At 70.7% G+C, this 23,815-nt stretch carries 14 protein-coding genes and 1 pseudogene; 9 read left to right on the top strand and 6 right to left on the bottom strand.

The window, feature by feature from the left end; all coding sequences use genetic code 11:
- Positions 1-200: 200 nt before the first annotated feature.
- Positions 201-1,574: a PHB depolymerase family esterase gene (locus ACIBMZ_RS20035; protein WP_396695828.1), complete on the bottom strand. Its 1,374-nt coding sequence runs from the start codon at positions 1,572-1,574 to the stop codon at positions 201-203.
- 749 nt (positions 1,575-2,323) lie between these two features.
- Here ACIBMZ_RS20035 and ACIBMZ_RS20030 point away from each other — a divergent pair.
- From ACIBMZ_RS20030 to ACIBMZ_RS20010, 5 genes are read left to right on the top strand one after another with little or no spacing between them, the layout of a single operon-like run.
- Positions 2,324-3,385, top strand: coding sequence for a sugar ABC transporter substrate-binding protein (locus ACIBMZ_RS20030; RefSeq protein WP_396695826.1), 1,062 nt, complete (start codon positions 2,324-2,326; stop codon positions 3,383-3,385).
- Positions 3,382-4,923 (top strand): sugar ABC transporter ATP-binding protein, encoded by a 1,542-nt coding sequence (locus tag ACIBMZ_RS20025; protein ID WP_396695824.1) that lies wholly within the window; start codon positions 3,382-3,384, stop codon positions 4,921-4,923. Before ACIBMZ_RS20030 ends, ACIBMZ_RS20025 begins: the two co-directional genes overlap by 4 nt.
- Entirely contained in the window at positions 4,916-5,953 is a 1,038-nt protein-coding gene (locus ACIBMZ_RS20020; protein WP_396695822.1) for an ABC transporter permease, read from the top strand. Before ACIBMZ_RS20025 ends, ACIBMZ_RS20020 begins: the two co-directional genes overlap by 8 nt.
- 60 nt (positions 5,954-6,013) lie before the next feature.
- Positions 6,014-7,339 (top strand): enolase C-terminal domain-like protein, encoded by a 1,326-nt coding sequence (locus tag ACIBMZ_RS20015; RefSeq protein WP_396695820.1) that lies wholly within the window; start codon positions 6,014-6,016, stop codon positions 7,337-7,339.
- Positions 7,336-8,211, top strand: coding sequence for an amidohydrolase family protein (locus tag ACIBMZ_RS20010; protein WP_396695818.1), 876 nt, complete (start codon positions 7,336-7,338; stop codon positions 8,209-8,211). Before ACIBMZ_RS20015 ends, ACIBMZ_RS20010 begins: the two co-directional genes overlap by 4 nt.
- 15 nt (positions 8,212-8,226) lie before the next feature.
- On the opposite strand, the gene ACIBMZ_RS20005 is transcribed toward ACIBMZ_RS20010, so the two are convergent.
- Positions 8,227-8,922: a FadR/GntR family transcriptional regulator gene (locus ACIBMZ_RS20005; RefSeq protein WP_396695816.1), complete on the bottom strand. Its 696-nt coding sequence runs from the start codon at positions 8,920-8,922 to the stop codon at positions 8,227-8,229.
- 215 nt (positions 8,923-9,137) lie between these two features.
- Between ACIBMZ_RS20005 and ACIBMZ_RS20000 the strand changes: the two genes are divergently transcribed.
- The 4 genes from ACIBMZ_RS20000 to ACIBMZ_RS19985 all read left to right on the top strand — a co-directional run bounded on the left by ACIBMZ_RS20000 (position 9,138) and on the right by ACIBMZ_RS19985 (position 15,114).
- Entirely contained in the window at positions 9,138-10,163 is a 1,026-nt protein-coding gene (locus tag ACIBMZ_RS20000; protein ID WP_396695814.1) for a zinc-binding dehydrogenase, read from the top strand.
- The gene (locus tag ACIBMZ_RS19995; protein ID WP_396695812.1) at positions 10,160-10,921 is read left to right on the top strand and encodes an SDR family oxidoreductase; all 762 of its coding nucleotides are present in this window, start codon (positions 10,160-10,162) and stop codon (positions 10,919-10,921) included. The genes ACIBMZ_RS20000 and ACIBMZ_RS19995 overlap by 4 nt, the downstream gene beginning before the upstream one ends.
- A gap of 231 nt (positions 10,922-11,152) precedes the next feature.
- On the top strand, positions 11,153-11,731 hold the full coding sequence (locus tag ACIBMZ_RS19990; RefSeq protein WP_396695810.1) for a hypothetical protein: 579 nt from the start codon (positions 11,153-11,155) through the stop codon (positions 11,729-11,731).
- A 386-nt stretch (positions 11,732-12,117) separates the two neighbouring features.
- Complete coding sequence (locus ACIBMZ_RS19985) at positions 12,118-15,114, top strand: glycosyl hydrolase family 95 catalytic domain-containing protein (RefSeq protein ID WP_396695808.1); 2,997 nt, start codon at positions 12,118-12,120, stop codon at positions 15,112-15,114.
- 74 nt (positions 15,115-15,188) lie between these two features.
- Here ACIBMZ_RS19985 and ACIBMZ_RS19980 read toward each other — a convergent pair whose 3' ends face one another.
- The 4 genes and pseudogenes from ACIBMZ_RS19980 to ACIBMZ_RS19965 form a co-directional block, all read right to left on the bottom strand.
- The gene (locus ACIBMZ_RS19980; protein ID WP_396695806.1) at positions 15,189-15,821 is read right to left on the bottom strand and encodes a hypothetical protein; all 633 of its coding nucleotides are present in this window, start codon (positions 15,819-15,821) and stop codon (positions 15,189-15,191) included.
- A 43-nt stretch (positions 15,822-15,864) separates the two neighbouring features.
- A complete protein-coding gene (locus tag ACIBMZ_RS19975) occupies positions 15,865-18,270 on the bottom strand; it encodes a family 43 glycosylhydrolase (RefSeq protein ID WP_396695804.1) in 2,406 nt (801 codons plus the stop codon).
- 95 nt (positions 18,271-18,365) lie between these two features.
- Positions 18,366-20,870, bottom strand: coding sequence for a glycoside hydrolase 43 family protein (locus ACIBMZ_RS19970; RefSeq protein ID WP_396695802.1), 2,505 nt, complete (start codon positions 20,868-20,870; stop codon positions 18,366-18,368).
- 195 nt (positions 20,871-21,065) lie between these two features.
- Positions 21,066-23,806, bottom strand: a pseudogene (locus tag ACIBMZ_RS19965) (beta-L-arabinofuranosidase domain-containing protein).
- Between the last annotated feature and the right edge of the window lie 9 nt (positions 23,807-23,815).

Here is a 23,815-nt window from a genome sequence, read left to right as displayed (position 1 = left end):
TCGCCCCGGTGGTCGGCGGGTGCCGGTGGGCACGAGCACAACGAGTGGGCCCGGTGTCGCGGGCGCGGGTGGCGCGCCCGCGGCACCGGGCCGCGTACTCGGTGACGGCCGGTCGCCGTCGGGTGTGGATCAGATCCGGATGCCACCGCCGGTCGACGTCGTGGCACCCGCGTCGGGGCCCGGTCGTCGGCCGGCGTCGCTCACTGGCAGCCGAGCCCGTTGAGGGTGAAGCCGGTGGGTGGGTTGTTGGTGCCGCTGTGGGTGGCCTGGAAACCGAAGCTGACGCTCTGGTTGCCGGCGATCGTGGCGTTCCAGGCGACGTTGCGTGCGGTCGCCTGGCTGCCGCTCTGGGTCACCGTGGCGTTCCACGCGCTGGTGACCTGCTGGCCGTTCGGCCAGGTCCACTGCAACGTCCAGCCGTTGACCGGGTTCGGGGTGTTGTTGGTGACGGTCACCGTGGCGACGAGACCGTTGTTCCACGAGTCGGTCGAGTACTGCACCCGGCAGGTCGTGGTGCCCGGCGGCGGGGTGGTGGGCGGGGGAGTCGTGGGCGGAGGAGTCGTGGGCGGAGGCGTGGTCGGCGGCGGCGTGGTCGGCGGCGGCGTGGTGGGCGGCGGCGTGGTCGGCGGCGGGGTGGAGGTCAGGCCGAAGAAGTCGATGGCGACCCGGGCCATGCCCGTCGACGGCAGCGTGTGCCCGGCGCCCTGGATGCTGTACGCCTCGACCTGCACGGTGCCGGCGGAGTTGGCGAACCGGCGACGGTTCCAGTTGGCCTGCGGGGTGTCCGAGGACGTCGGCGTCTGGCTCAATCCGAAGACGTTGGTCCACTGCTCGACCCCCTCCTGCAGGAGTTGGAACGGGATGAGCGTGTCGTTGGTGCCGTGCCAGAGCTGGATGCGGGGGCGCGGACCGCTGTAGTCGGGGTACGCCTGCCGTACCGCGTCGCCCCACTGCTGCGGGGTGCGGTCCATCCGGCCGTTGACGCACTGGCTGTTGGTGGGCGGGAAGTCGGCGGCGTTGGCGAAGCAGTTGAACGGCACGCCCATGAAGGCCGCGCCGGCCTTGAAGACGTCCGGGTAGAGGGCGAGCAGGGCCTGGGTGGCCATGCCGCCGGAGGAACTGCCGGTGGCGTAGACCCGCTGCGGGTCGCCGCCGTACTGGCGTTGGGCGTAACCGACCATGGACATGATGGAGACCGGGTCGCTGCCCCCGTCGCGGCGCTTGGAGGCCGCTGACCACACGTCGAAGCAGTTGCCGAAGCCGGCCTGCTGGGTCGCGGTGGGGTAGATGACCAGGAAGCCGTACTGGTCGGCGAGCCGGGCGAACTCGCTGCTGGAGTAGAAGCCGGTGCCGGAACCGCCGCACCCGTGCATGGCGACCACGATCGCCGGGTTGGCGGGTCGGTTGTCCGGCGCGTAGATGTGCATGCGCATGTTGCCCGGGTTGTTGCCGAAGCTGGTCACCTCGACCAGCGACGCGGCGACGGCCGGTGACGGGGACAGGGCCACGCCCGCCACGGCGAGAAGTAACGCGGTGGCCAGGGATGCCAGCAGCCCCGCTCTCGTTCGGGTCATGTTCACCTCCGGTGGTAGGGGCGACGCCGGAATCCGGGCACGGTGGACGTCGGGGTCAGCCGACATCGACCGGGGACGGGGGCCGGGCGTCGCGATGCGGGAGGTGCTGCCCTGCGGAGGGGATCCGCTCACCTCGCCGTGACGATGACACTTTCGTGCCGATTCGCGGCTCGCGCGCAAGCCAAAGTATGGAGTCGCGCCGAGAGGGCCAGCAACACGATGGCATTGATCGATATTTTCGGTCGGCCGCTGCTCGGGTGGCCGTGGTGACACCCTCCGCCCCCAGGGCTTCCGGGGGTGCCGCCACGGGCGCGAAACACGCTAGCAACACGAGGGGCGTCGATGTTAACGTTCGCAGGACTGTCGATGTGCGGACGTGGCGGCGATCGAGCGCCGTCGTGTGATCGCCAACATCGGTCCAGCCCGCCGGTCTGACCCGCCGTCGTCGGGCGAGTCGCCGCGTCGGGTATTGATGTGATGTATTCATTCCGCTGCCCCGATGCTCAGCCGCAGATTCCTGCCGATAGCCCGATATCAACGCAGATCTAGGCATTGACGCTGCGCGCCGGAAACGAATAACGTCTGATGTCTAGGCCGCCTTCATCCCGAACCACCCGAGGGGCGTCCGCACCTGCCCGCTGTGGACGTCACCGCCGCCCGATCGCATCTGTTCCGCCGGTCGTCCGTCGCCGCGCCCCGGTGGTCGCGGTGCCCAGCCTCCGGCGGCATCCCGATACGGAGGACACACGATGGAACGTAGAGCCCTGTTGAGCGTGGGACTGACCGTGCTGCTCGGTGCCTCGGCCACCCTCGCGGCCGGGTGCGGCGACGACGGCACCGGCTCGGGCGGTTCGACGCAGCTCGTCGGCGTCGACTACCCGCGTTCGGACACCGACTTCTGGAACTCCTACATCAGGTACGTGCCGCAGTTCGCCGACGAACTGGACGTCGAGACCAAGACGACCAACTCGCAGAACGACATCGCCAACCTGATCTCCAACACCCAGGCCTTCATGAGCCAGGGGGTCAAGGGCGTGGTGATGGCGCCGCAGGACACCGCCGCCATCGGACCGACGCTGACCCAGTTGGAGAGCCGGGACATCCCGGTGGTCACCATCGACACCCGACCGGACACCGGCCGGGTGTTCATGGTCGTCCGCGCCGACAACCGGGCCTACGGCATCAAGGCGTGCCAGTTCCTCGGCACGAAGCTCGGCGGCACGGGCAAGGTCGTGATGCTCCAGGGCGGCCTCGACTCGATCAACGGCCGGGACCGCACCGAGGCGTTCAACGAGTGCATGCGCAAGGACTTCCCCGGCATCACCGTCTTCGGCGAGGCCACCGACTGGAAGGCCGACGTGGCGGCGTCGAAGCTGCAGACCCGCTTCGCCTCGGACCCGGACGTCAGGGGCATCTACATGCAGTCCTCGTTCGCACTGTCCGGCACGTTGCAGATCCTCAAGCAGCGCGGTCTCCAGGTGCCGCCGAGCGACCCGAAGCACGTCTTCGTGGTCTCCAACGACGGCATCCCGGAGGAGCTGAAGAACATCGGTGAAGGTCTGATCGACGCCACCGTCAGCCAGCCCGCCGACCTGTACGCCAGGTACGGCCTGGAGTACGTGAAGGCGGCGATGGACGGCAAGACCTTCCAGCCCGGCCCGACCGACCACGGCAGCACCATCATCCAGGTCCGCGACGGCCTGCTGGAGGACCAGCTCCCGGCGCCACTGGTGACCCTGGACGGTGCGCCGATCGCGGGTGAGCCGACGCTGACGTTCGACGACGCCTCCCTGTGGGGCAACAACGCATGACCACCGTCGCGCACCACCCGGCCGACGGCGCGGCCGGCGACGCCCGGCCCGTCGTCGAGGCGGTGCACATCACCAAGCGCTTCGGGTCGACGGTGGCCCTGCTCGACGCGGGCATCGTGGTCCGGCCCGGCGAGACGCACGCCCTGGTCGGACGCAACGGCGCCGGCAAGTCGACCCTTGTCGGCATCCTCACCGGACTCCAGGCCGCCGACGGCGGCGCGGTGGCGTTCGACGGTCGGCCCGCCCCGCCGTTGGGTGACCGCGACGCGTGGCGGAAGCGGGTGGCCTGCGTCTACCAGAAGTCCACCATCATCGGCACCCTCACCGTGGCGGAGAACCTGTTCCTCCACCGCCACGCCCGGGGCCCGGCCGGGCTGATCCGGTGGTCGAGGCTGCGCCGACAGGCCGAGGAACTGCTCGCGACCTGGTCGGTCGAGGTCGACGTACGTCAACCCGCCGCGGCGCTCTCGGTCGAGCAGCGGCAGTTCGTGGAGATCGCCCGAGCCCTCTCCTTCGGTGCCCGGTTCATCATCCTGGACGAACCGACCGCCCAGCTCGACGGCGCGGGCATCAACCGCCTGTTCACCCGCATCCGGGATCTGCGGGCGCAGGGCGTGACGTTCCTGTTCATCAGCCACCACCTCCAGGAGATCTACGAGATCTGCGACCAGGTGACGGTCTTCCGCGACGCGCGGCACATCCTGACCGCGCCGGTGGCGCAGCTCGGCAGGTCGGACCTGGTCGCCGCGATGACCGGTGAGGACGTGACGATGCCGGAGGCGGATCACCGGCCCCTCGCGGCCGACGCGTCGGTGCTGCTGTCGGTGCGTGACCTGACCACCGCCTCCGGTGCGCGACTGTCGCTCGATGCCCGGGCCGGCGAGGTGGTCGGCATCGCGGGCGGCGGCGGCAGCGGGAAGGTCGAGGTCGCCGAGGCGATCGTCGGTCTGGCCCGCGCGGCCGGGGGAACGGTCGTGGTGGACGGTCGCACGCTGCGGCCGGGTAGCGTGCCGGACGCCCTCGACGCCGGGGTCGGACTGGTGCCGCAGGACCGGCACCGGGAGGGACTGGTGCCGCTGCTGTCCATCGCGGAGAACGTCACGATGACCGTGCCCGACCGGGTCGTGCGACGCGGTCTCATCTCACCGGCCCGGCGTGACGCGCTGGCCCGCGACACCATCGCCGACCTGGCGATCAAGGCGTCCGGGCCGCAGGTGCCGGTCTCCGACCTCTCCGGCGGCAACCAGCAGAAGGTGGTGATGGGCCGGGCGTTGGCCAGCGAGCCGAAGGTGCTGGTGCTCATCACCCCGACCGCCGGTGTCGACGTGCGGTCCAAGCAGACGCTGCTCGGTGTCGTCGACGAGGTCCGTCGACGCGGCACCACCGTGCTGGTGGTCTCGGACGAACTCGACGACCTGCGGATCTGCGACCGCGTGCTGGTGATGTTCCAGGGCCGGGTCGTCGGCGAGATGGCGCGCGGCTGGCGCGACAACGATCTGGTAGCCGCCATGGAAGGGGTGGATCTCCACCATGTCTGAGACGCTGACGCCCACCACACAGCCGTCGGCGGCACCGCCGCCGTCCCGGTCCGCGTCGCGGAGTCTGGCCGTCGCCCGGTTGCGCGACCTGGCGCTGGTGCCGGCGATCATCGCGGTCGCCATCGTCGGGTCGATCGTCAACCCGGTCTTCCTGAGCAGCGACAACATCATCAACGTGCTGCAGAGCATGTCGGAGATAGCCATCGTGGTGCTCGCCCAGACCATCGTGCTGATCACCGGCAAGATGGACCTGTCGCTGGAGTCCACCTTCGGCCTGGCGCCCGGCATCGCCGCCTGGCTGGTCATCGACCCCGCCCTCACCCGGGGTCTCGGGCTCGACGTGGTGCCGGACGCCTGGGCGGTTCCGGTGGTCCTGCTCGTCGGGGCGCTCGTCGGGGCGTTCAACGGTCTGCTCATCGTCCGGTTCGGCCTCAACGGCTTCATCGTCACGCTGGGCATGCTGATCGTCCTGCGCGGCCTGCTCACCGGCATCTCCGGTGGCCAGACCTTCTTCGCGCTGCCGGAGTCGATGACCTACCTGGGCTCCGCCACCTGGTTCGGGGTGCCGGCCTCGATCTGGGTGTCGCTGCTGCTGGTCGCCGTCGGAATCGTGGTGCTCGGATACACCCGTGCCGGCCGGGCGCTCTACGCCATCGGTGGCAACGCCGACGCGGCCCGGGCGGCGGGCATCCGTACCGACCGGGTGCTGTGGGTCGCCCTCATCGTGGCCAGCGTGCTCGCCGCCCTCGCCGGCCTGCTGATCAGTGGCCGGCTGGCGGCGGTGCCGGCGGCCCAGGGCAGCGGCGCGATCTTCCAGGTCTTCGCGGCGGCGGTGATCGGCGGGGTCAGCCTCAACGGCGGCAGGGGCAGCGTCTTCGGCGCCTTCACCGGCGTCCTGCTGCTGTTCATGATCATCAACGTGTTGACCCTGGCCGGGGTGCCCGCACAGTGGACGAACTTCCTCAACGGCACCGTCATCCTGGTGGCCCTGGTGGTCTCCCGCATCACCGGAGGCAAGGCACAGACATGAGGCCGGCGGGCCGCCGCACGACGCAGACCGAGTCAGCCGTACGACCCCCCAGGAGTTTCGGTGAGTGAGCGCATCTCGTCCGTAGAGACCATCGACGTACGGTTCCCCACGTCCCGGCACCGCGACGGGTCGGACGCCATGAACCCGTTCCCGGACTACTCCGCCGCGTACCTGATCCTGCGGACATCGACCGGCGCGGAGGGGCACGGACTGGTCTTCACCGTCGGACGTGGCACCGAGATCCAGGTCGCGGCCGTGCAGTCGCTGGCCTCGATGGTGGTCGGTCAGCCGGTCGACGAGGTGCTCGCGGACCCCGGTGCGCTGGCCCGTCGGCTCGTCGGCGACAGCCAGATCCGCTGGCTCGGCCCGGAGAAGGGGGTCGTGCACATGGCGGCCGGCGGGCTGGTCAACGCGGTCTGGGATCTCGCCGCCCGCCGGGCGGAGAAACCGCTGTGGAAGCTGCTCGCCGACCTCACCCCGGAGCAGCTCGTCGCGCAGGTCGACTTCCGCTACCTGCGCGACGCGCTCACCGAGGACGAGGCGCGGGACCTGTTGCGGGCCGCCGAGGGCGGGCGCGCGGCGCGGGAGCAGCGTCTGCTGGCCGAGGGGTACCCCGCGTACACCACCACCCCGGGCTGGCTGGGCTACACCGACGAGAAGCTCGCCCGGCTCTGCCGGGAGGCGGTCGACGACGGGTACCGACTGATCAAGCTCAAGGTCGGCGGGAACCTGGCCGACGACGTCCGCCGGATGGGCATCGCCCGACGCGCGGTCGGGCCGGACGTCCGCATCGCGGTCGACGCCAACCAGATCTGGGGGGTGCCCGAGGCCATCGCGTGGATGCGGGAGCTGGCACCGTTCGACCCGTACTGGATCGAGGAGCCGACGTCCCCGGACGACGTGCTCGGACACGCCGCCGTGCGCAACGCCCTCGCTCCGGTCCGGGTGGCCACCGGCGAGCACGTACACAACGCGGTGATGTTCAAGCAGCTCCTGCAGGCCGACGCCGTGGACGTGGTGCAGATCGACGCCTGCCGGGTCGCGGGGGTCAACGAGAACCTGGCGATCATGCTGCTCGCCGCGAAGTTCGGGGTGCCGGTCTGCCCGCACGCCGGTGGCGTGGGGCTGTGCGAGTTGGTGCAGCACCTGGCCATGTTCGACTTCGTGGCACTCAGCGGCAGCACCGACGACCGGGCCATCGAGTACGTCGACCACCTGCACGAGCACTTCGCCGACCCGGTCCGTGTGCGGCGTGGACGTTACCTCGCGCCGCGGACGCCGGGCATGAGCGCCCAGATCGTCCCGGCTGCGCTGACCGACTACCGGTTCCCCGACGGCCCGGAGTGGACCGCCGCGCCGGTCCAGGCGGGAGCGCCGGCTGCATGATCATCGATGCGCACCACCACCTGTGGCAGCCGGAGCACGGCTACACCTGGCTGGACGATCCCGCCCTGGCCGCGATCCGTCGACCGTTCACCCCGGCGGACCTCACCACCGAACTGGTGGCGACCGGCGTGGACGGCACCGTGCTGGTGGAGGGCGGTCGCTGCCACCCCGACGAGGCGGCCGAGTTCCTCGGGCACGCCGCCGACACACCGCCGATCCTCGGGGTGGTGGCCTGGCTCGACGTCGCGGCCGGTGACGTCGGGGCCACCATCGCGCGCTACCGCCGGCTGCGCGGCGGTGAGCTGCTGGTCGGGGTACGCCCGCAGGTGCAGGGGGAGCCCGATCCCGACTACCTCGACCGGCCCGACGTGCGACGGGGACTCGCCGAGGTGGCCGCCGCCGGGCTGGTGTTCGACCTGGTGATCCGGGCCGACCAGTTGCCGTCGGCGGCCCGGGCGGCGCGGGCCGTACCGCAGCTCCTGTTCGTCCTCGACCACCTCGGCAAGCCCCGGATCGACGCGGGGGAGGCGGGTCTGCGGTCCTGGCGTGACCCGTTCGCCGCGCTGGCCGCCAACCCGAACGTCACCGCCAAGCTGTCCGGGCTGGTCACCGAGGCCCGACCGGACTGGTCACCGGCCGACCTGAGCCCGTTCGTCGCGGTCGCGGTCGACGAGTTCGGTCCGGGTCGTCTGATGTTTGGTTCGGACTGGCCGGTCTGTCTGCTCAGGTCGGACTATCCGGGCGTGCGTCGGGCGCTGGAGGCCGCCCTGCCGCCGCTGTCGGTGCCGGACCGGCAGGAGGTCTTCGCCGGCACCGCCGTGCGCACCTACGGACTGACCCGGCGGTCCGCGCCCGCCGACGCGGCCGGGTGATCCGGCGTGCGGGGATCAGGCGTCCGTCGCCTTGGCGGCGAGCACCGTACGCAGCCACGCCTCGGAGGTGTTGACGTGCATCAGGGCACTGGCCTGCGCGAGCAGTTGATCACGGGAGCGCAGGGCGAGATAGATCGCGTGGTGCTCGTCGATCGTCTTGTGGGCCGCGTTGCCCTCGATCAGCCCGCGCCACACCCGGGCCCGCAGCGTCTGGCTGGACAGCCCGTCCAGCAGCGACGTCAGCGTCTCGTTCCCGGTGGTCGCGATGACCGTGTGGTGGAAGGCGGTGTCGAACTGGATCAGCTTCTCGGCGTCGTCGGCGGCGGCCCGCATGTCCTCCAGGATCCGGGCGAGCTCGTCGAGGTCGGTGTCGGTCATCCGCAACGCGGCCAGGCCGGTCGCCACCGGCTCCAGCATCCGCCGGACCTCCATCACCTCCAGCAGCGTGTCGTCGCGCAGCAGTTCCACCGCGACGCCGAGGCCCTCCAGCAGCAGGCGCGGGGCGAGGCTGGTGACGTACGTGCCGTCGCCGCGACGCACGTCGAGCACCCGGGCCGACTCCAGCACCTTGACCGCCTCGCGGACCCCGCTACGCGACAACCCCATCTGTGCGGCCAGTTGCGGCTCCGGTGGCAGCCGTGCGCCCGGCGGCAGCTCACCACTCTGGATCATGCTGCGGATCTTCGCGATCGCGTCGTCGGTCAGTGCCATCCACGCCCCCTTCGGACCGGCCCGCCACCGCCTGCGCCCGACACCGGCAGCCCTCACCACTATAGAGACGTCGGACGTTTGACGCCCTCGCGGCACCCTCGGCCGGCACCGGTGTCCGGGTCCGGCCGCACCATCCACCGGCGGCGGCCCGTCGCCGTCCGGCCCCCGGTCGCGCAGGCGCTGCGCGACGGCGGGCACCCGACCGAGGAGGCGGCGTGAATCGCAGCGCACAGTACGTCGGCGAGAACACCTTCGTCGTCGCGGAGACCCCCGTCGTGCCGCCCGGCCCCGGCCAGGTGCGCCTCGACGTCGCGTACACCGGGATCTGCGGCACGGACCTGCACATCGCGCACGGGTCGATGGACCAGCGGGTACGCGTGCCGGCGGTGATCGGGCACGAGATGTCCGGCCGGGTGGCCGAGGTCGGTGCGGGCGTCGAGGACCACCGGGTGGGCGACCCGGTCACCGTGATGCCGCTGGACTGGTGCGGTGAGTGTCCCGCCTGCCGTGCCGGGCACCCGCACATCTGCCACCGGCTCGACTTCGTCGGCATCGACTCGCCCGGCGCGATGCAGCGATCGTGGACCGTACCCGCGCGGATCCTGGTGCCGCTGCCGCCGGACCTGTCGTTGGTCCACGCCGCGCTCGTCGAACCGACCGCGGTGGCGGTGCACGACGTACGCCGCTCCCGCCTGGTCGCGGGCGAGCACGCGGTGGTCGTCGGCGCAGGTCCGGTCGGCCTGCTCATCGGCACGGTCGCCCGGGCCGTGGGCGCCGAGGTGACCGTGCTCGAACTCGACCCGCGACGTCGGGAACTCGCCGCCGACCTCGGCCTCACCGCCGTCGATCCGGCGACGGTCGACGTCGCGCGCCACGTCCGCGAGGTGACCGCCGAGGCCGGCGCGGACGTGGTCTTCGAGGTCTCCGGCTCGGCCGCAGGCGTCCGGACCGCGACCGACCTGCTCGCGGTCCGGGGACGGCTCGTCGTCGTCGCGATCCACCCCACCCCACGCGAGGTGGACCTGCACCGGATCTTCTGGCGCGAACTGGAGGTGATCGGGGTACGGGTCTACGAGCGCGCGGACTACGTGGAGGCGGTCCGTCTGGTGCACACCGGTCAGGTGCCCGCCGACCGGCTCGTCTCCCGGATCGTGCCGCTGGCCGAGGTGGCACGGGCCTTCGAGGCGCTCGCCGCCGGTGGTGACGTCAAGGTGCTCGTCGACTGCGGAGGCAACGCGTGAACCTGTTCGACCTGAGTGGCCGGTTGGCCGTGGTCACCGGCGCCCGGCGCGGCATCGGGCTGGCGATGGCGGAGGCCCTGGCGACTGCCGGCGCGGACGTGATCGGGGTGAGTGCGTCGCTGGAGGAGACCGGCAGCGAGGTCGCCGAGCGGGTGGCGGCGCAGGGACGCGGGTTCGTGCCGTACCGGGCGGACCTGTCCGACCGCGCCGCCGTCCGTGCGCTCGGCGACTGGCTGGTCGGGTACGACCAGCCAGTCGACATCCTGGTCAACAACGCCGGCACGATCCGGCGTGCGCCCGCCGCCGAGCATTCCGACTCCGACTGGGACCACGTGCTGGAGGTCGACCTGTCGGCACCGTTCGTCCTCGCCCGGGAGTTGGGTCGGGACATGATCCGGCGGGGCCGGGGAAAGATCATCTTCACCGCGTCGATGCTGAGCTTCCAGGGCGGCGTGACGGTGCCCGGGTACGCCGCCGCGAAGTCGGGGATCGCCGGGCTGACCCGGGCGCTGGCCAACGAGTGGGCGCCGCACGGGGTCAACGTCAACGCGATCGCCCCGGGTTACATCGGCACGGACAACACCCAGGCGCTGCGCGACGCGCCGGAACGCAATCGGGCGATCCTGGAGCGGATCCCGGCCGGACGCTGGGGGCGCCCCGATGACCTCGCCGGAGTCACCGTCTTCCTCGCCTCCGACGCGTCCGCGTACGTGCACGGCACCGTCATCCCGGTCGACGGCGGCTGGCTGGCGCGGTGACCTGCGTCGACCTCATGTCAAGAACATCTACACCTTGCTATGTTATCGCTCACAGACTACCTTTTGCCGTCAAGAGTGCAGGCTTCCGCTCACTCGCGACGTGCTCACCCGGGTTCTCGGCGTCCACCGTCCCGGCCGGCCGAGCCGGTCCCGCGACGCCCACCGGTCCGCGTACGCGGCGGCGGGTGCCTGCCACCACGCGACCTGACGTCTGAGGAAGGGGGGCCTGTCATGCGACTTCCTGCCACCACCGCGTCCGTCGGCGCCCGCACCGACCGGCACCCGTCGGCAAGCCCGGTCCGATCGTCCGACACCGCCGAGGTGGTGGACCGCGCCGATCGGATGGAACGCCTGCTCAGTACGGTGATCGACGAGGCCGGCGGACCGGAGTCGGCCGCCGAGCAGCGGGTCGGCTGCCCCACCCTCGACCTGTCTGGTGAGTCGGTCGGCGTCGACCCGGCGGCGTCCCTGCTCGCCGCCTTCGATCTCGCCTACCGCGATCTGCCGGCCAGTGGGCAACGGCTGGTCCGGTACCTCGGCCTGCACCCCGGCCCGGACTTCGACGCCGACGCCGCGGCGGCGCTGTGCAACCTGACCCTGGTGCAGGTCCGGCGCGGTCTGGGGGAGTTGCGCGACCGTCGGCTGGTCATCCGATGCGGCGCTCGCTACCGCTTCCCGGACCGGGTGGCCGACCACGTACGCCGCCTCGCCCTCGCCGAGTCCGCGGTCGACCGTGACGCGGCCCTGGCGCGGCTCGGCGACGCCTGTCCGGGTGTGGCGCTCCAAGGGCGTTCGACCGTCCGGCGCTGATCCGGCCGACGTCGCCCGCCACCATCCCGCCACGTCGATACATGTGATGTATCTGGACGCCGTCGAGGGCGCCCTGTCGGGTGCCGCATTCGTCCGCCTGCTCGCCGAACCGCCTCCGCGCGAGCCCATCACCTGCTGCGTCGTGTGAGAAACGCCTGATCGGCAGCGAATTGACGGCGGGTGCGACCAGTCGTCATCGACCATTGCCTATTTTGTCGTCGCGGAGTAACCTTCGCGAAACACATCAGATGTCTGGCTGTCTCTGTGGCGCCTCGGGTTCCGCCCGACAGACGCCCGCCCGACGTCACCGAGCAGCTCCGGCAGATCGGCTTTCACCCTGTTCGCGCGCACCGGCGTGGCCCCTCGGGTCACCGGTTGGAGGATCGATGTCAGACCTGACCCGACGGCAGGCTCTCAAGATCGGCGCGGCCGGCGCGGGCGGTGCCCTGCTGCCGCTGCCGTGGACCACACTGGCCCGCGCCGACTCCGCCCCACCGGCCCAGGTGCTCGCCGCCGGTGACCTGGCCCTCTGGTACGACGAGTCCGCCGGCACCGACTGGCTGCGCGCGCTGCCGATCGGCAACGGTCGGCTCGGCGCCATGGTGTTCGGCAACGTCGACGCCGAACGGCTGCAACTCAACGAGGACACCGTCTGGGCCGGCGGCCCCCACGACCCGAGCAACCCCCGGGGGCTGGCGGCGCTCGCGGAGATCCGGCGGTTGGTCTTCGCCAACCATTGGACGCAGGCGCAGAACCTGATCAACCAGAACATGCTCGGCAACCCGGTCGGGCAGTTGGCGTACCAGCTCGTCGGCAACCTGCGGCTGACGTTCCCCACCTCGGGCGGGGCGTCGCAGTACGAGCGGCAGCTCGACCTGACCACCGCGACCAGTTCGGTCAGCTACGTGATGAACGGCATCCGCCACCAGCGCGAGGTCTTCGCCAGCGCGCCGGACCAGGTCATCGCGATGCGTCTGACCGCCGACCGGACCGGGTCGATCTCCTTCACCGCCACCTTCGACAGTCCGCAGCGCACGACGCTCGCCAGCCCCGACGGCAGCACGATCGCCCTCGACGGTGTCTCCGGCAACCAGGAGGGCGTCACCGGCGCGGTGCGGTTCCTGGCCCTGGCCAACGCCACCGTCAGCGGCGGCACCGTGACCAGTTCCGGTGGCACGCTGCGGGTCGCCAACGCCACCAGCGTGACCCTGCTGATCTCGATCGGGTCCAGCTACGTCACCTACCGCAACGTGGGCGGTGACTACCAGGGCATCGCGCGGCGGCACCTGACCGCCGCCCGGGCCAGCAGCTACGACCAGCTCCGCAGTCGACACGTGGCCGACTACCAGGCGCTGTTCAACCGGGTCAGCCTGGACCTCGGCCGGACCGCCGCCGCCGACCAGCCGACCGACGTGCGGATCGCGCAGCACAACAGCGTCAACGACCCGCAGTTCTCCGCGCTGCTGTTCCAGTTCGGCCGGTACCTGCTGATCTCGTCCTCCCGGCCGGGCACCCAGCCGGCCAACCTCCAGGGCATCTGGAACGACTCGCTGACCCCGGCGTGGGACTCGAAGTACACGATCAACGCCAACCTGCCGATGAACTACTGGCCGGCCAACACCACCAACCTGGCAGAGTGCCACGCACCGGTCTTCGACATGGTCCGGGACCTCGCGGTCAGCGGCGCCCGTACCGCGCAGGTGCAGTACGGCGCAGGTGGTTGGGTCACCCACCACAACACCGACGCCTGGCGGGCCACCTCCGTGGTGGACGGTGCGTTCTGGGGCATGTGGCAGACCGGCGGCGCGTGGCTGGCCACCCTGATCTGGGACCACTACCTGTTCAACGGCGACGTCGAGTTCCTGCGCGCGAACTACCCGGCGATGAAGGGTGCCGCACAGTTCTTCCTCGACACGTTGGTGACCGAGCCGACTCTCGGCTACCTGGTCACCAACCCGTCGAATTCGCCGGAGATCGGCCACCACACCGACGCCAGCGTGTGCGCCGGCCCGACCATGGACAACCAGATCCTGCGGGACCTCTTCGACGGCTGCGCCCGGGCCAGCGAGATCCTCGGCGTGGACGCCACGTTCCGGTCCCAGGTCCGGGCGACCCGGGACCGGTTGGCCCCGACCCGGATCGGCTCCCGGGGCAACGTCATGGAGTGGCTCTACGACTGGGTGGAGACCGAACGCAACCACCGGCACATCTCGCACCTGTACGGCCTCGCACCGAGCAACCAGATCACCCGGCGCGGCACCCCGCAGTTGTTCGAGGCGGCCCGGCGCACCCTGGAGATCCGGGGCGACGACGGCACCGGCTGGTCACTCGCCTGGAAGATCAACTTCTGGGCTCGGATGGAGGAGGGCAACCGCGCCCACGACCTGATCCGCTTCCTCGCCACCCCGGCCCGGCTCGCGCCGAACATGTTCGACCTGCACCCGCCGTTCCAGATCGACGGCAACTTCGGTGCCACCGCCGGTGTCGCCGAGATGCTGCTCCAGAGCCACGCCGGTGAACTGCACGTGCTGCCGGCCCTACCGACCGCCTGGCCGAACGGGCGGGTGTCCGGCCTGCGTGCCCGGGGCGGACACACCGTCGGCATCACGTGGAGCAACGGCCAGGCCGGCGAGATCCTGGTCCGTCCGGACCGGGCCGGCACGGTACGGCTGCGCGGTCGACTGTTCGCCACCACGTACACGGTGGTCGACGTCGCCGACGGCACCCCCGCGCGCACCACGCGGATCGAGACCGACCTGGTCGAGGTGACCGTCCAGGCCGGGCGCACCTACCGGGCCACCGGGCCGGGCGTCGCCGTCCCGACGCTGGAGCAGAGCTTCACCAACGTCAGCACCAGCAACGACACCAACACCGGCGTCGGCAACTTCGACGGCAACGGCGCCTCGCTCTCCGCGCAGGCCCTGGCCGCAGCGGGCGTCACCCCCGGCGGCACGCTGAGCCGCAACGGGGTGACCTTCCGCTGGCCCACCATCGCGGCGGGTGGGGCGGACAACGCCATCGCCTCCGGGCAGGCGATCAGCGTCACCGGCACCGGTCGTACGCTCGGCTTCCTCGCCACCGGGACGTACGGTGCGGTGTCCGGCACCGGCACGGTGGTGTACGCCGACGGCACCCGCCAGACCTTCACGCTGAGCACCCCGGACTGGTACGGCGGGCCGCACAGCGGAGCCACCGCGGCCGTGGTCACCGCCTACCAGAACCGGCCCGGCAACCAGCGGCAGAACACGGCCGCCTGCGTCTACTTCGTCGGCGTGACGTTGCAGAACAAGGCGGTCGCCCGGGTCGAGCTGCCCAACATCAGTGCCCGACCGGCGGCCAACGTGCCCACCATGCACGTCTTCGCGATCGCGATCGGGGCCTGAGTCGCCGGCTCCGGCCGGCTCGACGGGGGACGAGGGCGGGACCGCCGTGGCCCGGCGGCCCCGCCCTCGGTGGATCACTCGAACAGGGACAGGGTCAGCGTCGAGGTGTACTCACCCGCGGCCACGTCGGCCGGGGTCCGCAGGAACAGGTCCGCGTCGACCGAGTACGCCCCACCCGCGACCGCACCCGAGTCGAACGTCGAGACCAGCAACTCCTGGTCGACCAGACCCACGTTGTTACCCGGCTGCGTCGGCTCGTCCAACACCGTCACCACCTCTTCACCCTCGCTGACCAGACCGGTGTCACCACCGTCGACCAGACGCGGCCTCCACCCCAGGTGCCCGGCACCGATCGGCTCCTGACCAGCGCCACCGGTGAAGTCGCTGGCACTACCCAACACCGCCCACGCCGCACCCGACGGCACCTCGTCAGCGGTACGCGTATCCGTCACGGTCACCGTCGGCAGACCACCGACGAACTGACGCACCAGCAGCGTCGACCCGTCCTCGGTCAACGCCACCGAGTCACCCGCGATCGACATCGCCAGCACACCCGGCTCCACCAACTCCTCGATCTCCACGGTGACCGTCACGTCACCACTGTCACCCGGATCGGCCGACACCGGCGCGGCCATCGCCACCGACCCGACCAGCAACGCCCCGGCAGCACCCGCCGCCAACAGCCGCCTGCGATTGTCCGTTCTCATCTGCTTCTCCGCGTCACTCGTGATCGACAGTTGCTAGTGATGATCAGCAGGTGGCGGCGGGGTGTCCGACGGTGCGTACCGTCGTCACGTCCCTGCCGTCGATCGACCCGGTGACCCGAACGGTCGCCGTGCCCGCCTGCGCCGCCGCCGTCCGGCTGTTGAACTGCTGGAAGGCGCTCGCGCCCGGAGCCACGGCCGTCACCGACCGCTGCCCGTACGCACTCTCCAGCACCACGTCCACCGGCGCGTCGTGGTCGTTACGCGCCTGCACCGCCACGTACGCCTTGCCGCCGACGCACCGCGCCTGCACGCTGACCGTCACCGGCAGTTCGGCGGTGGCCTTCTCGAACGCCCAGGTGTCGAGCTCGAACAGGTCGGCACCGGCCGGCCCGGCGTAGGTGAAGTAGACGTCGTGCACGCCGGCCACGCCGTCGAGCTGGGTGGTGAGTTCCGTCCACTCGCCGATCGGCCCGTCGACCGGGATGGTCGCCACCACCGGCGCGGTCACGTCACCGAGCCGGAGCTGGATCGACCCACCGGCCACCAGCGGACGGACCTTCGCGGTCAGGCTCTTGGCCCCGGTGCCGAAGTCGACCGAGGAGAGCGCGGTCCAGTCTCCGTTGTCGATGTCGCGGACCACCAGGTTGGGTGCCTCGTCGCCGAACTGGGCGGAACCGCCGTCGATCTTCGCCGTGGCGATGCCCTTGCTCCAGCCGAAGGTCTCCGCCTCGAACACCCGGTACGGGTCGAAGTCCCGGACCTGGTCGACACCGGCGTAGTCGCCCACCACCTGGCGGATCGTGCCGTCCGCGTTGAAGCTCAGTTCCTGGATGTGCGGGCTGCGGTAGCCCTGGGTGGTGTTGCCGTTGATGCGCTTGTTCAGCGTCGGGCCGTGGTAGGTGAAGTAGTACTTGCCCTCGTACTCGAAGGCGGACTGGTGGTTGTTGCCCCCGGTGCCGGCGCCGAAGAACTGCGACTGGTTCGGGAACAGCACGCCCGCGTAGGTCTCCTTGGGCCAGACCATCGGGTCGTCGGAGATCATGTAGCCGATCTGGCCACCGCCGGGGTAGCCGGGCAGCGGCGTCTGGTTGCCTCCGAAGTCGTTGCCGCCGAAGTGCGACGAGTACGACAGGTAGTACTTGCCGTCGCGCTTGAACACCTGGGCCGCCTCGAAGGCCACCGGGGCGTCCACGACCGCCGCCGTGCCCTCGGTCGACACCATGTCGTCGCCGAGCCTGATCGACCGCAGGTTCTTCGGGTTGTTGAACCGCTCGGCCGCCGGCATGCTGGTCGCCGCCGGTCCGCCGCCGAAGTAGAGGTACGCCTCGCCGTCGTCGTCCACGAACGGCGCCGGGTCGAACTTCCAGGCGACCGCCTCGGCACCTGGGGTGCGGCCGTCGATGAGCGTGCTGGTGCGCTCGCTGGTCCACGGGCCCACCGGCGACGCACCGGTGATCACGTTGCTGGACCCACCGCCGTTGGCGTAGTAGAGGAAGAACTTCTCCTGCCCGTCGACCACCTTCTTGGCCATGCCGGGTGCCCACGAATTGTTCGTGAACGGTGCCACGCCGTTCGGCCCGGCGACCTGGATCTCGCCGTGGTCCGTCCAGTTGACCATGTCGGTCGTGGAGATCACGGTGATCTGGTTGATGTCGCCGTAGTTGATGCCCGGCGAGACGCCGGTGGTCGGGTTCGGCGCGTACCCCTGGGTGTCGTTGGTCATGTACATGTAGACCCGGCCGTCGTGGACGAAGCCGTACCCGTCAGCGCCGAACTTGTGCCCGATCAACGGGTTGTGTTCGCCGGGCAGCTTGCCGACCACCTCGATGGTCTTGGACGCGGGCGGCGGTGGCGCGGCGCCGACCACCGACACGTCGTCGAGCGTGAAGTCCATGAGGTGCAGGTTCGCATCGGCGGCCGGGTTGCTCGTCCACGGGGTCTCGAAGAACAGCCGCGCGGTGCCGACGCCCTGGCTCGCCGGGATGGTGAACTGCCCGTTGACGTGCGCCCACTGACCGCGGGTGGCGGTCACGCTGACCAGGTTGGTGTAGGTGGAGCCGCCGTAGTGCATGGTGGCGAAGAACTGCTTCGTCGCGGGCGAGGCCGCGTTGTCGTACTTCAGTCGGGCACTGAGCGTGTACGTCTGTCCGGCCTGGACCTTGCCGGAGAGGTCCTGCATCGGGCCGGACCCGGTGGTCGCCCGGTTGGTGACCCGCACCGCGGCCGATCCGGAGTAGGCGTCGGTGGTGAGGGAGAGGGTCGCGCTGTCGGTGGCGTTGCCGTTGTTGACGAACCAGTTGGCCAGGCCGTTCTCGAACCCGCCGTTGACGACGAGGTTGGTGTCGGCGGCCTGGACCGGTGCCGCCGCGACGAGTCCGGCCAGCATCACGCCGGCCGTCGCGAGGGCGGCGACCCGTCGCCGGGCCCCCGTTCGTGGACGCGGTGTCACGAGATGTCCTCCTTGAGATGGAACGGGCAGGGGAGTTCATCGGCACCCCGGAGCCGGTGCGGGACCGGCTCCGGGGCGGATCGGGAGGGGCGGGATCAGCCGCCGCAGGTGGTGGCCGGGTACGCCGGGGTGCGGACGGTGGTCACGTCCCGGCCGTCGACCGTCCCGGTGACCCGGACGGTCGCCGTGCCCGCCGGGACGGACTCGCCACGGGTGGCGAACTGTTGGAACGCGTTGGCCCCCGGTGCCACGGCCGGGACCGACCGACGGCCGTACGCGCTCTCCAGCACCACGTCCACCGGCGCGTCGTGGTCGCTGCGCGCCTGCACCACCAGGTACGCCTTGCCGCCGACGCACCGCGTCTGCGCGGTCGCCGTGACCGGGAGCGTGTCGGTCCGCAGCACACCGAGGCGGGCCAACTGGTAGCTCAGCGCCCGTTCCGGCGCGTCGATCTGGTTCTGGGTGCCGAACGTGCCGGCCCGGGCCGTCGTGGCGGCGGCGAGCGCGGCGCGCATGGCCGCCCAGGCGTCGGCCGGGTACGCCGACTCGTCGAGCGTGGCCGCGTACGCGATGGCCGCGTCCAGCTCTCCGGTGTCCAGCGGCCGGTTCTGTGCGGTGAGCGTGTCGCTGAGCAGGTAGTGGTCGAAGTCGACGGATCCACCGGTCTGCTGGGTGGCGTAGTTGAACAGGCCGACCCGGTGCCCCATGAAGTGGGCCAGGCTGCCGTCCAGCGTCTGCGGGCCCACCCGGTTGCCCAACTGCGTCCAGGTCACCCCGTCCCGGCTGTAGTAGAACGTCGTCCAGAGCTGCCCGGTCGGCGTGGCGAAGTCGAGGTCCGCCTTCACGTGCACCTCGGTCGCGTCGCCCAGCGACACCGTCGTGCCCGGCAGGAAGTTCTCCAACGTCGCCTGGTCGAGGTCGACCGCGAACGGCTGTCCCCGGTTCACCACGCCGAGGGTGTTGACCCCGCCGGTCCGCTTGACCGCCACGTACGAGAAGCCCCGGTTGTAGGCGGCCAGCCCGGCGACGTCACCGTCGGCCATCCGGGAGATGTCCATCCTGGTCTCGACGGACTGCCGGGGCCCGAACGTGCGTTGCGACAGCGTGTTGCGGGCCTCCTCGAACCAGGCCAGCTCGGCCCGGTTGGCGAGCTTGGTGTAGACGTAGTCGCCGGTGACCACCTTGCCGGTGGTCAGCCGCAGCCAACCCGCCCGGTCGGTCAGCGACCAGTAGCGGTTGTCCGGGGCATGGTTCCACTCCCAGGCCATGTCCAACCGCGATCCGTTGGGCCTGATCTCGGCCTCGACCTCCGGCGTCGGGGCGGTCCACTCCTCGTCCATGTACGCCTTGTGCGGGGCGTCGTTGGCGAAGTCGTCCGAGACGACGATGGACTTCTGCCGCTCGAAGCGCTCCTGCTCGGGACTGAGCGCGATCGGCTTGGCGAAGGGACCCTCCACCGGCACCACGCCGTTGGTGCCGAAGGTCGGCCAGCCGTCCTCGGACCAGGTCGCCGGGATCAGGGCCGGGATGCGCCCGATCGGGAAGGTGTCCCGGAAGAACATGCCGTGCCAGTCGGTCTGACCGCCCTCCCGGGCGATCGGCACGAGGCTGCCCTGCGCGAAGCCGTTGGAGTTGAGCACGCCGCGCGCCTCGTAGGTGTTCACCCCGCCGGCCGAGGTGTAGCGCCCGAGCAGTTCCGGCGAACGGAGCATGACGACCTGGCGTCCCTGACCGGAGGGCCAGGTGATGATCACCGCGTAGTAGTAGCCGTTGATGTAATAGAACTGGGCGCCCTCGAAGAGGCCGCCGATGAAGGGCTGACCCGCGTAGTTGCTCGCGGTGAAGACGTTCGGGTAGTCCTGCACGACGGCGGTCAGTGCGGAGTTGAGCCGTACCGCGCTGATGTTCCCGTTGCCGTAGAAGATGTACGGCGTACCGTCGTGGTCGAAGAAGAGGGACGGGTCGTGCAGTCCCCGGCCGAGGGCCGTGCGCTGCCACGCGCCGTTCTCGATGTCGTCGGTGCGGTAGATGTACGCGCCGCCGAGGTTGTTGGTGTTGAAGGCGACGTAGAACATGCCGTCGTGGTAGCGCAGCGACGACGCCCACTGGCCCTGGCCGTACGAGTTCTGGCCGTTGCGCAGCGAGAACGAGTCGCCGATGCTCGCCCGGTCGAAGACGTAGTTGACGATCTCCCAGTTCACCAGGTCGTACGACTTCATGATCGGCGCACCCGGACTCAAGTGCATGGTGGTGCTGATCATGTAGTAGATGTCCCGGCCCTCGGCGTTCTCCGCGGCCGGCACCCGCTCGACGCCGATGTCCGGCACGTCGGCCCGGAACAGCGGCACCGTGTAGGTGCCGTCACCCCGGTCGGTCGAGGTGTACGACGAGCGCGGTGACCAGGGCTCGGCGGCCTGGGCGGTGCCGCCGGTGGTGACCAGGCCGGCGGCGAGCAGCGCGGCGGTCGCGGCGAGGGCGGTGGCCCGTCTGCGGCGGATCGCGGCGCGGGACCGCTGCACCGGGGCGGGCGGGTTGCCGGTGAGGATCCGTCTGACGAGGGATCGGAGGCGGGGCGTGCGGGGGCCGACGAACACCTGCATGCGAGCTCCAGAAGCGAGGTGGCGGGCCCCTAGCTTGTTAGCGCTAACATGGATCGTCAAGAGTTTCCGCGATACTCGTCTGAAATGTCCGCGTAACACCGTCGTCGATGCGTGGTGGGCGCGCTCCCACAGGCCGGGGCCCGTCCGGGACCGGTGTCGAGGGCGTGTCACCTCCACCCTCGACACCCGGCCCGGCTAGACGAACCGCCAGAGGTTGGCGTTGCCACCGTTGTCGTCGGCGAGCACGATCTGCGCCCCCTGGGCGGTGGAGGAGCCGCTGACGCCGAGCACGCGTCCGCCGTTGCCGGACTGGATCCGGAAGCCCCCGCCGGAGCCGTACCGCAGCCGCCAGCGGTTGGCCGCCGCGCCGTTGTCGGCCCACTGCACCACCCGCGTACCGGAGCCGGTGCCGCTGTTCTCCAGCCCCAGCACCTTGCCGCTGTGCGAGTTGCGCAACCGCAGGTAGCCGCTGCTGTCCACCAGTGCGGTCCAGAGATGGTCGGCGGTGCCGGTGTCGCCCCACTGGATCACCAGGCCACCGTCGGCGGTGGACATGTTCTGCACACCCAGCACCAGGCCACTGGCGACGTTCTGGATCCGCCGCGCGCCGTTGGGGACGAACCGCCACTGGTTGTCCGGCGTGCCGTTGTCCGGATCCTGCACCACCCGCGCGCCCTGGGCGGTCGACCCGTTGAGGACGGCCAGCAGTTTGCCGGTGTGCCCGTTGCGGATCTTGTGGGAGCCGTCGCCCACGTCCACCACCGTCCACCGGTGGTCCGCCGTGCCGGTGTCACCCCACTGGAGGACCTGGGCGTTGTCGGCGGTGGACATGTCCTGCACGCCGAGCACCTTGCCGCTGTTGGCGTTGCGGAACCGCACCGCCGTACCGTCGGGGACGAGCTGCCAGTGGTGGTCGGCGGTGCCGGTGTCGCCCCACTGGAGGGCGGGCGCACCGTCGGCGGTGGACATGTTCTCGATCCCGAGCACCAGTCCGCTGGCGGCGTTGACCAGCCGGAAGGTGGCGTCGCCGGTGCCGCTCTGGCCGCCGGTGCCCCAGTAGACGGTGTAGTTGTGGCCGTGCGCGTCGTAGAACGGGATCAGGTTGACCGTGGCCCCGTTGGCGGTCGCGGTGAAGGTGAGCGCGGTGCTGCTGGTGCGTGTCACCGAGCCGGTCGCCAGGGCGGGCAGCGCCGACAGCGCGGTGTTGCCGTAGTTGCCGGAGAGCACCGTCGGGCCGTACCGCAGCGCCACCACGGCCGAGTTGTCGTTGGTCGGCTCCACCACCACCCGCATCGGCAGACGTACGGTCACCGTGTCGCCCGAGGTCCAGGTGCGGGTCAGCGCGGCGTACGTGCCCGGGGTGGTGGCGATGTTCTGCGCCGTGCCGTTGACGCTGACCGTCGCGCCCTGCGTCCAGGCCGGGATGCGGATCCGCATCGTCCACGATCCGCCGACGGTGCCGGTGACGGTCAGCGTCGTGGTGTCGGTGGCCGGGAAGCCGGTGGTCTGGGTGACGGTGATGCCGCGCTGGGACCAGGTCAACACCGACGGCATGAACAGGTTCACCGTCAGCGTGCTGCCGTTGTGGAAGTAGATCGCGTCCATCAGCGTGGTGTTGCTCTCCAGCCCGGTGCCCTGGCAGCACCAGAAGGAGTTGTAGTCGGTGCTCCAGGTGCCGCCGCCCCAGGCCGGGCCGACCCCACGGCGGCCACCCGGTTGCAGCGGGGTGAAGTGGTGATGTGGCCGTGGGCGTCCGCCGGGTTCTGCGCGCCGATCAGGTGGTTGAGCAGGGCCCGCTCGTAGAAGTCGACGTACGCGACCCGGTTGGGGTCGAGCAGCCACAGCTCCCGGGTCAGCTTGAGCATGTTGTACGTGTTGCAGTGCTCGCAGGTGTCGTTGCGCAGGTACCCGGCGATGGCGTTCGGGGCCCGGAAGTGTTCGGCCTGGCTGTTGCCGCCGATCGCGTACGTGCGGGTGTTGACCGTCAGGTTCCAGGCGTTGCCGGCGATGTCGCGGTAGCGGGTGGTGCCGGTGGCCTTGAACTCCCGGGCCGCGCCGATCCACTTCGGGATCTGTGTGTTGGCGTGCAGCCCGTTGAGCTGGTCGGAGTTGGCGGCGAGCGGGTTGAACACGGCGGCGTGATCGAAGCGTTGCGCGGTGGTCAGCCAACGCGCGTCGCCGGTCTGCTGGTACAGGTCGGTCAGCACCGCGTTCATGCCGCCGAACTCGGTGCCGAGCATGGCCTGCATCTGGGCGGAGCTGAGCCGCCCGGTGCGCCAGTCGACCCAGCCGGCGAGCGCCAGCAGCACGTCGCGGGCCTGGGTGTTGCCGACCAGCCGCCACACGTCGAGCAGCCCGGCCATCGTCTTGTGGATGGTGTAGTACGGCACGTTGCCGTTGCTGAGCGTGCGGTTCTCCACGGCGGTGAAGTCGGACTCGGGATACCCGCAGAGGTATCCGGTGTTGAACCCGGCGGCGGCGTTGTTGGCCTGGCACTTGGCCAGCTCGGCCACCATCAGGTTGGCCTTGTCGCGGCACGTGGTGTCGCCCAGCACGGCCCACATCTGCGCCCAGGCGGTCAGGAAGTGCCCCTGGGAGTGGGTCCGGAACGGGAACGTCGGCGCCTCCCAGCCGCCCAGCGCCGCGGCGCCGCCGGTGGAGAGGCGGTGGTTGGCGCGGAAGTTGTAGAGCAGCCGGTTCACGTCGACGAAGCGCAGGTAGGCCAGGGTCCGGTTCTGGTTGTCCAGCCACCGGCTGGCGGTCAGCCGGACCTGGCCCGGGTCGAAGGCGTACGCGGAGACGCCGATGTCGGGCCGGGCCGGGGGGATCGCCGCGCGGGCGGCCTGGCCGTGCAGCACCGGGCCGATCGCACCGGCGACGGCCGCCACCCCGGCGGCCTGGAGAAGGTGGCGACGGTTGAGGGACGGGTTGGGCATCACGACCTC

The sequence above is a fragment of the Micromonospora sp. NPDC049900 genome, from assembly GCF_044461025.1.
Lineage (GTDB): Bacteria > Actinomycetota > Actinomycetes > Mycobacteriales > Micromonosporaceae > Micromonospora.
Note: the sequence above shows the minus strand (reverse complement) of the source record. Positions and strands in the feature narration are given on the sequence as shown.